Here is a 13,586-nt window from a genome sequence, read left to right on the forward strand (position 1 = left end):
TCGTTATTGGCCATGGCCGGGCTCCAGGTGTTCATGGGCCTTCGACGCTTCCAGCCACGGCGCGAACAAACGGGTCGCCAGCGGCATGCACACGTAACAGACCGAGAGCACGATGGTCAGGGTGATCAGGAACGTGGCGACCACGTAGTTGGAGAGAAACGCATTGAGTTGCAGGACCGGCCCCCAGATCAGCGGCACCAGCAAGGTGTGGGGCAAGATCACCAGCAGCGTCACCACGGCCTGCTTCCAGCGCGGCGGTGGCGTGGAGGCGTCGGCCAGCGGGGCGAACCAGAACTCCTTGTGGGCCCCGACTTCAGTCTGGTCACCGTCGGCCAGCAACGGCGCGGCTTCGTCGATCAGTTCACGGCGCACAGGCGAATCCAGCCAGCGTTGCATGGCCTCGGTGGAACGGAATCGCAGCACACAGGTGAACAGTGACAGCCCGCCCTGCTTGCCCCGGACCACATCCACGCCCAGATGTCCCGGCCAGCCAGCCGCCACGGTCACGGTGCGACGCAACCAGGCCTCGTAGGCCGCGTCCTGACCGGCCTTGACCCGGTGCTTGACCACCAGGGTGACGACTTCATCGGCACCGGGTCTGGCGGTGGTTTCGAGGGTTTGAGATTCAGACATGGCGAAGCACTCCAGCAAAACGCGTGTTGATCGCCAGGCGCCCAGGCCCGGCAATGAATACGCTGGTAAACAGAATCAACAGCAGCCAGCCGAACTGCCCTTCTTCCAGGCTCCACTGTGGGTGAACCACCAGCAGCGCAACGGCCAGCAGGAACAGGATGGGCAGGCAGGCCAGGCGCACCAGGACGCCGGCCATGATCAGCAACGGACAGAGCACCTCGGCGAAAATCGCCAGCACCAAGGTCGGTGCGGCGCCGAGGTGAAACGGGTCTTCGATACGGGTCAGCTCGACGCTGTAGTTCAACAGCTTCGGCAGCCCATGGACCCAGAGCAGGAACAGCGCGCCGCTCAAGCGCAGGAACAGCAAGCCCAGGTCCTGCAACGGACGTTCATCGGTGAGGTTCATCGGTGGTCTCCGACCGACTGCGCCGAAGCGGCCGCCGGCAACGGTTGGGACATATGTGTGGCGATGCGCGAGCGCAGCCAGCGCTCGGCGGGGTCGTTGTCGTGGACACCGCTCCAGACCATCGACAACTCGGCCGGGTTGATCTCGAACGGCGGGTCTTCTGCACGTAACCCGCAACCTTCCACCAGCGCACAGGCTGCGTAATCGGGCACGGTGGCGATCAGTTCAGTGCCGGCGAGCAATGCGCGCAACCCGCTGAACTGCGGCACCGCCAGCACCACTTTGCGGGTCCGGCCGATGCGAGCCAGATCCAGGTCGATGTTGCCGCTCAGATCACCCGAGAACGACACCATGGCATGGGGCCGCGAACAGTATTCGTCCAGGGTCAGCGGGCCCGGACGCTTGTCGCCACGCAAGACCTTGCAGGGGATATCCCGTAGTTTCTTGCGCTTGGCATTGGCCGGCAGATCGGTGGTATAGCTGACCCCGACACTGATTTCGCCACTGGCCAGCAGCGACGACATCAGCAGGAAATTGGCCCGGCGCACCACCACGATGATGCCCGGCGCTTCTTCCCGCAGTTGGCTCAGCAGCGGCGGAAACAGGCCGAACTCGGCGTCGTCCGACAAGCCGATGCGAAACACGTCGCAACTGGTGGACGGATCGAACGCCTTGGCCCGGCTGACCGCGCCGGAAATAGTGTCCATAGCCGGTTGCAGCTCTTTGAGGATGGCCATCGCCCGCGGGGTCGGCTCCATGCCGCGCCCGTGGCGGATCAACAGCGGATCGTCGAACAGATCCCGCAACCGTCCCAGCGCCGCGCTCACCGCTGGCTGGCCCATGAACAGCTTTTCAGCGACGCGGGTCAGGTTCTTCTCGAACATCAACGCCTCGAAGATCACCAGCAGGTTCATGTCGAGGCGGCGTAAATCATTGCGGTTCATCGGCTAAGGTCCTGTTGAATACCGATCCCTGTGGGGGCGAGCTTGCTCCCACAGGGTTTGTAGCTTGATCAGCCCTGGATAAACGCCAGCAAATCAGCATTCAACCGGTCCTTGTGGGTATCGGTCAGGCCATGAGGCGCGCCGGGGTAGACCAGCAGTTGCGAGTTCTTGAGCAGTTTGGCGGCTGCGATACCGGCGGTTTCGATGGGGACCACCTGGTCGTCATCGCCATGGACCACCAGGGTCGGCACGTCGATGTTGCGCAGGTCTTCGGACAGATCGGTTTCCGAAAACGCCTTGATGCAGTCATAGGTGTTCTTGTGACCGGCGAGCATGCCCTGCATCCAGAACCAGTCGATCATGCCTTGGGACACCTTGGCGCCTGGACGGTTGGCGCCAAAAAATGCACTGGCCACATCTTTGTATAGCTGAGAACGGTCCGCGAGGGAGGCCTGGCGGAAACCGTCGAATACCGCGATCGGCAAGCCGCCAGGGTTGGACGCGGTCCGCACCATCAAGGGCGTCACTGCCGAGATCAGGCCTAGCTTGGCTACGCGGGCGGCACCATGCCGGCCGATGTAGCGCGCCACTTCGCCACCGCCCGTGGAAAAGCCCAGCAACACCGCGTCCTTGAGGTCCAATCGTTCGATCAATTGCGCCAGGTCATCGGCGTAGGTGTCCATGTCGTTGCCATTCCAGGGCTGGCTTGAGCGCCCATGTCCGCGACGGTCATGGGCAATCACCCGATAGCCGTTGGAGGCCAGGAACATCATCTGCGCTTCCCAACTGTCCGAGTTCAACGGCCAGCCGTGACTGAAGACCACCGGTTGACCACTGCCCCAATCCTTGTAGTAGATCTCGGTGCCATCGCGGGTGATGAAGGTGCTCATGACATGATTTCCTTGCAGTGGATGAAGGGCTACATGGTCGGTTCAGAAACGGCTCCTGCGTGAGTTAAACGTTGTTAATTTTTCCCTCTTTTTTGACGAGCAGATGTCTAGGTCGAGGGATCCGTAGCTCCTCGCCGTTGCGTTCAAAGCCAAACCTGAGGAATATAGTCGGATAAATCCCACATACCGGGACCCCGACATCGAGAACACCATGAACCACCCCCTCGACCTCGCCGTCGAACAGACCGTGCATTTCGGCCCCTATCAGGTCCACCCCCGCCAACGCCTGGTACTGGAAGCCGGGCAACCGTTGCGCCTGGGCCGGCGGGCGGTGGAGATCCTGCTGGTGCTGCTCGAACACGCCGGGCAGGTGGTCAGCAAACACCAGTTGATCGCCCGGGTCTGGCCCAAAAGCGTGGTGGAAGACACCAACCTGCGGGTGCACGTCGCCGCTCTGCGCAAGGCCCTGGGGGACGGTCAGGCCGGCCAGCGCTACATCGTCACCGTGGCCCAGCGAGGCTATAGTTTCGTGGCGCCGATTTCGTTCGCGCCGCTCGAAGGACAGACGCCCATTGCCCCTGCGTCAGTGGTCCATAACCTGCCACTGCCGAACACCCGGATGATCGGGCGCCAGGCAATCGTGGATGAGCTGGTGGCTCAACTGCCGCGCAAACGCTTCATCACCCTGGTGGGCGCGGGGGGCATCGGCAAGACCACCGTCGCCCTGCGCGTCGCCGAGCGGTTGATCGGCCGCTACCGCGACGGCACGTACCTGCTCGACCTGGCCTCGCTCAACGACCCGGCCATGATCGCGCCGAACCTGTCTGCCTTGCTGAAGCTGCCGCCTTATAACGGTGAACCGCTGGATGTCATCGTGCGCCAACTCAAGGACCAGCATCTGCTGCTGGTGATCGACAATTGCGAGCATCTGATCGATGCTGTCGCGCAATTCAGCGAAACCCTGTTGCGCGGTGCGCCCCACCTGCACATCCTGGCCACCAGTCGCGAAGACCTGCGAGCCGAAGGCGAACATATACAACGCCTGGATGCCTTGGCGTTTCCGCCCAGGGGAATGGCCATCGAAGGCTACCCCGCCCTGGAATACCCGGCACTGCAACTGTTCGCCGAACGGGCGATGGCCAGCCAGGAAAGCTTCGAGTTGACCGACCGCGAGGTTCCCCTCGTGCTCGATATCTGCCAGCGACTGGACGGCATTCCCCTGGCAATCGAGCTGGCCGCTGCGCAAATCGGCCGCTTCGGGCTTGAAGCCCTGCACCAGCAACTTCAGGACAGCGTCACCCTCCTCCACCAGGACTGCCGGGCGAGCGCACCGCGCCAACAGACCCTACAGGCCACCCTGGACTGGAGCTTCGCTCTGCTGACGCCCTGTGAGCAGGCCTGTCTGCGGCGGGTGGCGGTATTCATGGGCAGCTTCAACCTGGCATCGGCCGCGGCGGTGATCGTCGGCCCGCATATCGCGCCGGATCAGGTGCTGGTGTCTATCAGCCAGTTAGTCGCCAAATCATTGCTCAACGTGGAGCTTGGCGACGAAGAAGTGCGCTATCGCCTGTTGGACACGACCCGTAGCTATGCCCTGGAGAAACTGACCGAGGCCGGTGAGCTGTCCGCCAGCCAGGCGCGCCATGCCGAGCGCTGTCTGACACTGATGGAGCAAGCCGAGAGCGACTGGGAAAACACTCCCACTCAGCTCTGGACCGCCCGCTACGCCGACTATCGCGACGACATCCGCGCCGCGCTTGACCGGGGCCTGGCCCCACACGGCGCGCACGCCGTCGCCATTCGCCTGACCGCCCGGACTCTGCCTCTCTGGCAGGAGCTGTCCCTGCTCAAGGAGCACGGCCTGTACGTCAACAAAGCCCTGGCATTGCTGCGGGCCAGTCCCACGCCCTGCCCAAGGCTGACCCTTGCCCTGGAACTGGCCCGCGGCAGTTTCAGCTACCACACCGTAGGTGGCACATCGGCGACCATCAACGCATTCATCACCGCCCGCCAGCTTGCGCAGCAGTGCAAGGACCTGACCAGCGAGCTCCGGGCGGTCTCGGGCCACATGGCCGTCAATCTGAGTTGCGGTCATTACCAACAGGCTCTGGAGCAAAGCCGGGACTTCGACCGGTTGGGCACGCATGGCGACCCGACCCTGTCTCTGAGCACTCAGCGGCTGCGGGTACTGGCGCTGCATTTCGCCGGCAACCAGGACGCGGCCCGCCGTGACGCCGAGGAGGTGATCCAGCGCATGTCCCAAAGCGGCCATCTCAGCCGATTCACCCATGGCTTCGGCGTGCAGTACGACCAAAGCGTCGCCGCGCTGACGATCCTGGCGCGAATTCTCTGGCTGCAGGGTTTTGCCGAGAAAGCCCGTCGCACTGCCAGCCTCGCGTTGCAAATCGCCTTGCAGATCAACCACGGCACCTCGATCTGCTACACCCTGGCCCTGGCCGGTTGTGTGATCGAGCATTACAACGGCAACCGTGCGATCGCCCATGAACGGCTCCAGATGCTGCGGCACCAGGCCAAGAAACATTCGGTGCTGCTGTTCGATGATTGGGCCGCTTGCTACGCCTGTGCCTTTGAGGGGGGCCCCTCGGGGGCGGATCAACTCACCACCGGTCTGATCCACGATATCGTCGTCACCCTGCGGGCTGATCTGGTCAGCCCGGAACAGATCGAACGGGCCCACCAGGGTCTGGCGGGCTGGTGCTCGGCGGAAATCCTGCGGGCCGAAGCCGAAGCACTGCTGGCAGGCAATGACCCGATACTCGAAACACGGGCTGAAGAACTACTGCACATGGCCTTGAGCATGGCCCGCGACCAGGGAGCCCTGGCCTGGGAGCTGCGCAGCGCCATGTCCCTGGCTCGGCTATGGCAACATCGGGGTCAGGAACAGGCGGCGCGGAACCTGCTCGAACCGGTTTTTCGCCGGTTCACGGAGGGCTTCGATACACCCGACCTAGTGGAGGCCGATGCGCTGCTCCAGTCCATGTCTCGGCGGCACGGGCCTTGACTGGGGCGCCCAGGCGTCCTGCAACACATAACGCCGATGATAAAGATGCCATTGGCCATTACGCTGCAGTTTTTCCAGGGCATAAGCCCGCGTGGTATGGAGCAGATAGAACCGAACCTCTTCGCCGCACGGGTCGCGCATCACCAAAGACTGCTTTACCAGTTGCGCCAACAGCGCAGGCAACTGCCCTGGGGTCAGTTCGGGACAACTGATCACCGCCATCGCCGCGTCCAGGCTGAAAGGCCCCTCGAACACCGCGAGGCGTGACAACACTGTCTGCCCGGCGGCCCCCAGGCGCTCGAAACTCCAATCCAGCGACGCTTCCAGGCTGCGGTGGCGAGCCAATGCGGTGCGCCGGCCATGGCTCAAGAGCGCCAGCCCGTCATCCAGTTGTTCAAGCACCCCCGCGACGCCTAGGACGCCCACCTGAACCGCGGCCAGCTCCAGGGCCAAAGGCAGACCATCAAGACGCTGGCACACCTGTGCAAGAGTTGCCCGCTCCCGGTCGTTGGGCTTGAACCCGTGCTGACGAGCACTCACCCGGTCAATCAGCAACTGCACCGCCGGACAGGCCAATAGCGCCTGCTGGGGCTCCAGGTCTTCGGCCACCGCCAGGCCGGGCAACTGCACGACATATTCATCGGCCAAGTCCAGGCATTCGCGACTGGTCACCAGTACCGACACTTCGGGTGCGGTCGTACGAAGCGCCAGAATCAGTTCCCGGCAGGCGTCGAGCAACCGGTCGCAGCCGTCGAGCACCAAGAGCATCCGACAGGATCCGGGCTGCAATGTCAGGGCGTCTGGCTCCAGGCCCAGCGTCTGAGCGACGTGCGCCCGCACCTGACCCGGATCCACGAGCGCATCCAGGTCAACCAACCAGACGCCGTCATGGAAATACCCCAGCAATAACTCCGCCGCCCGCAGCACGACGGTGGTCTTGCCGACACCGCCTGGCCCGGTCACGGTGGTCAGGCCGTGGCGCGGCACGTCGACCAGCAGCTGACCCAGTACTCTGTCCCGCCCCAGCACCGGGCTCAGGCGCGCAGGCAGGTTATGCCGTTCGCTGCGTGACGCTGAAACCGGCGAGGAAACAAAACAATAACCACGCCGGGGATCGTTGCGAATGTACCGGCACCCGCCCGTGGTATCACGAAATGCCCGGCGCAGCGCCGCGATATGCACGCGCAGGTTGATGGCTTCGACGACACTGTCCGGCCAGACACGCGCAATCAGGGTCTGCTTGTCGACGTAGCTGCCGGCGTGTTCAGCCAAGACGTGGAGAATATCCAGGGCCCGTCCGCCCAGCGACAAGGGCCTGCCCTTGCAGGTGACCAGGCGCTGCTGCGGATGGAAGGTAAACGGACCGAAAACCACCGTCGTTTCGGTACCCGGCGTGGCGAAATTGTTCATGGGCGTTCCAGCGCCAGCAGCCAGTTTAGACATGACGCTGCACTCGACAACGTCTCCGCCCCGGCTCGAGCGCATCCTTTAAAGGGTTCACCGATTATCTTGGCAGCCACGAGCGACAGGACAATGCTGGCAAAGGACGCATCACGGACATCACGATGCCCAGGACGGACACCGTCGGCTCAACTGAACTGTTGGCGATACTGTGCCGGGGTCAAGCCAAGCTTTTCGCTGAACTGGGCGCGCATGTGCCGCACGCTGCCGAAGCCACTGCGAAAGGCCACGGTCTTGAGGGGCAAATCCGTGGCTTCCAATAGCTGACGCGCCCGGTCGATACGCGCGCCCTGGAGGAACTCCATGGGCGTCATCTTGACTTCACGGGCAAATACCCGGGCGAAGTGCCGCACACTCATGGCAGCCAGCTCGGCCATGCGCTCGACGGTGAAGGGCTCCTCCAAGTGCTCGATCACGTGGTGCTGTACCCGGGTGATGGCCGACTCCTGGGTCGCCACCGCCGCCACCAACGGGCTGAACTGCGCCTGCCCGCCCTGGCGCTTCATCACCACCAACAACACCTTGGCCACATCCAGGGCCACCTTGCGTCCGTAGTCTTGGGCGACGATAAACAAGGCCAGGTCGATACCGGCGGTGACGCCGCCGGAAGTCATCAGGCGCCGGTCCTGCAGGAAAATTCTGTCGGTTTCCACCAAGGCCTTGGGAAAACGCTGGATCAGGCGTTCGGTGTAGTGCCAGTGAGTGGTAACCCGGTACCCATCGAGCAATCCTGCGTTGCCGAGTACAAAGGCGCCGGTGCAGATGGAGCCATAGCGCGTGGCCCGTTGTGTCGCGGCCTTCAACCACGTCTGCAGCCCCGGATGCTGTTGGTTATAGGCGCCCGGCCCCCCCGGTACCAGCAACACGTCATAGGCCGCCCAGGCCTGGTCGATGTGGATATCGGCCTGCACCATCACGCCGTTTGACGCCCGCAGCGCGCCGCGCTCGGTACCCAGGGTCAGCAATTGATAACGCTGGTCCGGTTCGAGATAACGATTGGCGATGGAGAAGACTTCAAGCGGCCCCGCCATATCGAGCAGCAGAAAGTCCGGGAACAGCACCATTGCAACGGTTTTCATCAGAAAGAACGCCAGAGGATCGAAGGAAAAGCGGTAAGTTCAAATCGCTGTGATCAGAGCCTGAACACAGCGGAACCGTCGCATTATGGCGAAGCGAGGCGTAGGCTGGCGAGCTTACTTGATTGTCCACTGTAATGGGACAGTCTTTCGTTTTTGATCTACTTATTGGATTATCCGTTAACCATTAATCTTTTCCTGAACCCGGCGAACGGCCACGACCGCTCCGCCCAGAATCAGGAGAACCACCATGCTGACCCTTCGCAAAGCTTCGGACCGCGGCATCGCCCGTCACGGCTGGCTGACCTCGTTCCATACTTTTTCCTTCGCCAACTACCGTAACCTAAACGAACAGGGCTTCTCCGACCTTCTCGTCATCAACGACGACCGGGTTGCCGCAGCCAAAGGCTTTGGCCAGCATCCGCATCGGGACATGGAGATCTTTTCCTATGTGCTCGAAGGTGCGCTTGAGCACAAGGACACCCTGGGCACAGGCTCGGTCATCCGCCCGGGCGATGTGCAACTGATGAGCGCTGGCAGCGGCGTGGCCCACAGCGAGTTCAACCACAGCGATAGCGAACCGGTGCACTTCCTGCAAATCTGGATCGTGCCCGACGTCGCTGGCGCCACGCCGCGTTATCAGCAACAGCACTTCAGTACTGAGCAGAAATGCGGACGGCTGCAATTGATCATTTCGCCGGATGGAACCGACGGCTCGCTGCAGATTCGCCAGGATGCACGGGTGTATGCCGGGCTGTTCGACGGTAAGCAAAGCGCCAGCCTGACACTGGCGCCAGACCGCTACGCCTATGTGCACGTGGCCCGGGGCAAGGTCGAGCTCAATGGCGTATCCCTGCAGGAAGGCGATGGCGTACGGGTTCGCGAGGAGCAGGTGCTGACATTGACCAATGGCGAGAACGCCGAGGTGTTGGTGTTCGATCTGCAACCCAGGGAATTGCCGCAGATGCCGTGACTACGGGTATAAGCTTTGGCCTTCATAATGATCAAAACATCTGAAAAAAGTCAGGCGGCCCGCTAAATTCCGGCTTTGCTAAGAGAAACATGGCGCATGGTCCAGCTTCCGGAAGCTGGACCATGCGCTTTGTCGCTTGTGCGGAGCAAGCGGGTATCCGAAGGTAGGCCAGGGTTTCAGAAAAGTTCCAGGGAATTGAGTATTTCCGACCAGCGGTCAAATGTGACATCATTCTGTAGTGGTAACTTGATGTTGCAAATCACGCAAAACGATATCATTTAACTATCAGCCATCCTGTTCATTTCATGGAAGAAAACATGAAGACGGTTATGTCTCTCATTACCCTGTCCGTAGCGTGCTGCGCGACGGCGGATCCGCAACAAATCACCTATAACTACGATGATTCACAAGCCCAATACTCCATCGTCTCTTACGTCGAAAACGGTTCTGCCATACAGGCCACCGTTCAGAGGCAGGGCACCTATTTCACCAACTACACCAAACTGGAACTTGATTGCGCCGAGCGCAATGTTCGCCACACAGGCATGTACAGCAGCCTTGAGGAGCTTGAAAAAGCCCAGTTTGACGAGATGCAGGGGCTGGTCGTCGATGGCTCGATCGCCGATGAGGTCGGTAAGGTGCTTTGCAAGGGCACAACCCTGACCGCCTCGCAGAGTGACGAACTGCCCGACGCCGAACAATCTGACGATAGAACCTGATCTCAACGCCAATAGCCTGCGGCGTGTCCCCTACGCATTTATTGACAGGGATGTTTGGGGCCGGAGCTTAGCGCATCGCCTGTTTCCGCTCGAAGGTTGAACGATAACTGCCGGGCGGAACCCCGAAGAAATCCCGAAAACGTCGCTGGAAATGCGGAGAGCTGACGAAGCCCGTCGCAACGGCAATTTCCGTCACCGACCTGTTGGTTTGCTGGATCAACTGGCGAGCGCGCGTCAGGCGCAATTCCAGATAATAACGCGTCGGAGTCGCCCCGAGAAAACGACAGAAGCGCCGTTCGAGCTGGCGCTTCGAAATCTTCACACACGCAGCCAACTCATCGATGGTCAAAGGCTCCTCGATGTTTTGCCACATCAACTCCAACGCCAGTTTCAGGCTCTCCGGCAGCGTCGGGTCGGTTTCGACGAAGACCGGCGGCAAGTCGCTTTCATCGCCGGATTCATCGCAACGCAGGATCTCTTCGATGGCCCCCACCAACGCCTGCCCACCTGTCTGGCGGATCAACTGAAGCATCATGCGCAGGGAACTGTTCGCGCCCGCGCAACTGACTCGCTCCCGGTCGACGACGTAGGCCCGGCTGGACACTTTCACGCGGGGAAAGACTTCCAGCATCATCGCACGGCTTTCCGGGTGGACGGCGCACTCGAAATCATCCAATAGATTGGCGTCGGCGACGAAGAAAACGCCATTCCACAGTCCGCCCATGATCGCGCCTGACGCCGCGTTGGCCCGCAGTTTGCGCCGCAATAGGGGCACGCCTTGCAGCTTGACGCGAAAGCCCCCGGCGACGATCAGGATATCCAGGTCCTCCCGCAGTTGCGCCAGTTCGACATCGGTAGAAATGACGATGCCCAGGTCACTGGGCACCTGCCCGCCCGAAACCCCGACGGTCAGGACCTCGTAAAGGGGCCTGTCGCTCATCAGGTTGGCGGTGACCAGCGCGTCCACCGCACCGGTGAAGGACATCATCGAGAAGTTGTCCATCAAGACAAACGCGACACGAATCGGAGCCTGGTCGGTACCCGGTGAACCGAGTGGTCGATAGGCCATGTTCTTGTTTTTGAGTACGCTCTCGAATGCGCTTGGCATAGGGCCTCGTTAATGGAAGACAATCGGGCTTGCTTGACATTTGCGCCCTGGCACAGCAGTCGCAGCCGTCTTCCAGACAGGAACACTGGCCACAATTACCCTGCTACTTTCCTGTGATGATGAGCAAAATCGCACCGCCGAGTAACCCCAATGCGTCATTTTCAACACCTTCTGCGACATGACCTCGCCATACAGGAAAACCTCCCGTCCGCAAAGCCGGAGCCTGCCTAAAGTGCCTACCACTTTGGTCGATACGCTCCAGGTAGGCTCGGCGATTCCCTTGCGGGTAACTCGCGACACAGCCCATTGGTTCCGCCGAAACAACATCTATAAATACCCGCGGGAGAAGTCATGAATATCAAACAGAAGCTGACATGGGCGTTCGCGGCCATCGCCTGCCTCCCGGTCATTCTGGTAGCCGTGCTCGTCGTGCTGAACCTGCGCGACGCGGCGCAGACCAATTTCCTGGACAGCAGCAGTCGGGAAATCCGGCAGATCGATAATGGCATGAAGACTTTCTTCGATGGCATCAGCCAGAACGTGGAGTTCTTCGCCAAGGATCCGCGGATCGTCGGCGCCAAGGACCTGAAGAACTATTCCGGTGCCGACGCTGCGCAGATCCCCCTGACCGAGACCAACAAGCAGCTACTGGATATCTTCGACAGATTCGCCAAGAGCCACCCAACCACGGCTTATCTTTCCGTGGGGCTGGCCGACGGCGGCTATGCCAGTTGGCCTGACGATCCCAAGATTTCCAACTATGACCCCCGCGTGCGCCCTTGGTACAAGGCCGCCGTGGCCGCTCCAGGCACCACCGTGCGTACGGATGCCTATTACTGGGCGCCGGATGATGTGTCGCTGATCGGCATCGTGCACACCATCGCCGACGCCAGCGGCAAGCTGGTGGGCGTCGTCGGCCTGGACGTGTCGCTCAAGCAACTGACCGAACTGGTCAAGAACATCAAGCTGGGGGAAAGCGGCTATCTGATGCTGGTCGAGGCCAATGGCAACGTCCTTGTGGACGCTGGCGATGCCAAGCACAACTTCAAGCCGCTGGCCGACCTTGGCCCCAACTATGCTGCACTGGCCAAGAGCAGCGACGGCGTCACCCAGATCGAGATCGATGGCGTGCCTTACATGGCCAACGTAGTCAGCTCCAAAGGCTTGGGCTGGCGCTTCATCGGCCTGATCAAGCGTGATGAGGTGATGGCCCAGGCTTCTAGCCTGACCTGGTTGATCGCGCTCATTGCTGCCGTATTGGCCGTAGTCTTTGCTCTCGTGGGTGCAAGCTTCGCCCGCGTGATCGTGCGGCCGATTCGCGGCGTCGCCGATGGCCTGCAGGAAATCGCCGAAGGTGAAGGCGACCTCACCCGTCAGCTCAAAGTGCAAGGCAAGGATGAAACGGCCACCCTGGCGAGCTGGTTCAACCAATTCCTGGGCATGATCGCGCAGCTGGTGCAGCGCATCGGCAGCGCCTCGTCCGATTTGCAGAGTGCCGCCGCCGACACCAGCGAAGTGGCTTCGAACATGAACGAAGCCGCCGGGCGCCAGCGTCAGGCGGTGGAACTGGTGAGCACCGCCTTCAACGAGATGGTCGCGACCGCCAACGAAGTGGCCCGATCCTGCAGCCAGGCAGCCTCCAGCGCGGACACGGGCTACCGGGATGTACATGACGGCCAGCACCATATCGGCGAAGCCACTGGCAGCGTCCTGAAACTGAGCGAAGACTTGCAGCAGTCGACCCAGACCATGCAGGCACTCGAGCAAGACAGCAAGAATATCAACACGATTCTCGACACCATCCGCTCCATCGCCGAGCAGACCAACCTGCTGGCTCTCAACGCCGCCATCGAAGCCGCGCGTGCTGGGGACCAAGGGCGCGGGTTCGCCGTGGTGGCTGATGAGGTCCGGGCCCTGGCACGGCGCACCGCTGACTCCACCGGCGAGATCGACAGCCTGCTCGGCAACCTCGCCCGACGCACCCAGGAAGTGACCCAGCAGATGCAGACCAGCCTGCAAGTGTCGCAAACCAGTGTCGAGCGCATCCAACAGGCCCGCGACAGCTTCGACAAGATCCGCAACTCGGTGGACTCGATCCGCGACCAGAACACCCAGATCGCCACGGCGGCGGAGCAACAACACCAAGTGGCGGAGGACATCAACCGGCACATCGCACAGATCCATGCCGATGCACAACTGGTCGAAGAATTTGCCCACACCGCCCAGACCGGCTCCGGCCGCCTGACAGACATTTCCAGTCAGCTCAAGGGATTGGTAGGTCGGTTCAAGTTCTAAATACAGAGCCTGGAACAAGCCTGTGGGAGCCAAGCCTTCCTCCCACAGGACCGGGTCAA

At 61.5% G+C, this 13,586-nt stretch carries 11 protein-coding genes and 1 pseudogene; 5 read left to right on the top strand and 7 right to left on the bottom strand.

Going from position 1 to position 13,586, the window contains the following annotated elements; genetic code table 11:
* Positions 1-3 precede the first annotated feature (3 nt).
* The 4 genes from LCU97_RS21810 to LCU97_RS21825 form a co-directional block, all read right to left on the bottom strand.
* A complete protein-coding gene (locus LCU97_RS21810) occupies positions 4-633 on the bottom strand; it encodes an antibiotic biosynthesis monooxygenase (RefSeq protein WP_232777733.1) in 630 nt (209 codons plus the stop codon).
* A complete protein-coding gene (locus LCU97_RS21815; protein WP_053157864.1) occupies positions 626-1,039 on the bottom strand; it encodes a DoxX family protein in 414 nt (137 codons plus the stop codon). The genes LCU97_RS21810 and LCU97_RS21815 overlap by 8 nt, the downstream gene beginning before the upstream one ends.
* The gene (locus LCU97_RS21820) at positions 1,036-1,983 is read right to left on the bottom strand and encodes a LysR family transcriptional regulator (protein ID WP_053157867.1); all 948 of its coding nucleotides are present in this window, start codon (positions 1,981-1,983) and stop codon (positions 1,036-1,038) included. The genes LCU97_RS21815 and LCU97_RS21820 overlap by 4 nt, the downstream gene beginning before the upstream one ends.
* Before the next feature lie 68 nt (positions 1,984-2,051).
* Positions 2,052-2,873 carry an alpha/beta fold hydrolase gene (locus LCU97_RS21825; protein ID WP_053157869.1) on the bottom strand — a complete coding sequence of 274 codons (822 nt, stop codon included), beginning with the start codon at positions 2,871-2,873 and terminating at the stop codon, positions 2,052-2,054.
* Between the two features lie 211 nt (positions 2,874-3,084).
* Between LCU97_RS21825 and LCU97_RS21830 the strand changes: the two genes are divergently transcribed.
* Positions 3,085-5,895 carry an ATP-binding protein gene (locus tag LCU97_RS21830; RefSeq protein WP_232777734.1) on the top strand — a complete coding sequence of 937 codons (2,811 nt, stop codon included), beginning with the start codon at positions 3,085-3,087 and terminating at the stop codon, positions 5,893-5,895.
* Here LCU97_RS21830 and LCU97_RS21835 read toward each other — a convergent pair.
* Positions 5,842-7,305: an ATP-binding protein gene (locus tag LCU97_RS21835; RefSeq protein WP_232777735.1), complete on the bottom strand. Its 1,464-nt coding sequence runs from the start codon at positions 7,303-7,305 to the stop codon at positions 5,842-5,844. The two genes, LCU97_RS21830 and LCU97_RS21835, sit on opposite strands and share 54 nt — an antisense overlap.
* A gap of 179 nt (positions 7,306-7,484) precedes the next feature.
* Positions 7,485-8,435 (bottom strand): GlxA family transcriptional regulator, encoded by a 951-nt coding sequence (locus tag LCU97_RS21840; RefSeq protein ID WP_053157882.1) that lies wholly within the window; start codon positions 8,433-8,435, stop codon positions 7,485-7,487.
* Positions 8,436-8,682: 247 nt separating this feature from the next.
* On the opposite strand from LCU97_RS21840, the gene LCU97_RS21845 reads away from it, so the two are divergent.
* Together LCU97_RS21845 and LCU97_RS21850 are read left to right on the top strand one after the other, a co-directional pair.
* Positions 8,683-9,405 carry a pirin family protein gene (locus tag LCU97_RS21845; protein WP_053157885.1) on the top strand — a complete coding sequence of 241 codons (723 nt, stop codon included), beginning with the start codon at positions 8,683-8,685 and terminating at the stop codon, positions 9,403-9,405.
* A 317-nt stretch (positions 9,406-9,722) separates the two neighbouring features.
* Positions 9,723-10,124: a hypothetical protein gene (locus tag LCU97_RS21850; RefSeq protein ID WP_232777736.1), complete on the top strand. Its 402-nt coding sequence runs from the start codon at positions 9,723-9,725 to the stop codon at positions 10,122-10,124.
* Between the two features lie 67 nt (positions 10,125-10,191).
* Here the strand turns inward: LCU97_RS21850 and LCU97_RS21855 are convergent, their stop codons facing one another.
* Entirely contained in the window at positions 10,192-11,232 is a 1,041-nt protein-coding gene (locus LCU97_RS21855) for a GlxA family transcriptional regulator (protein ID WP_232777737.1), read from the bottom strand.
* Positions 11,233-11,583: 351 nt separating this feature from the next.
* Between LCU97_RS21855 and LCU97_RS26930 the strand changes: the two are divergent.
* Together LCU97_RS26930 and LCU97_RS26935 are read left to right on the top strand one after the other, a co-directional pair.
* A pseudogene (locus tag LCU97_RS26930) lies at positions 11,584-12,666 on the top strand (cache domain-containing protein); the annotation flags it as partial.
* 93 nt (positions 12,667-12,759) lie between these two features.
* Entirely contained in the window at positions 12,760-13,527 is a 768-nt protein-coding gene (locus tag LCU97_RS26935) for a methyl-accepting chemotaxis protein (protein WP_371259630.1), read from the top strand.
* The last annotated feature ends 59 nt before the right edge of the window (positions 13,528-13,586 follow it).

This window comes from Pseudomonas uvaldensis (genome assembly GCF_021271205.1).
Taxonomy (GTDB): domain Bacteria; phylum Pseudomonadota; class Gammaproteobacteria; order Pseudomonadales; family Pseudomonadaceae; genus Aquipseudomonas; species Aquipseudomonas uvaldensis.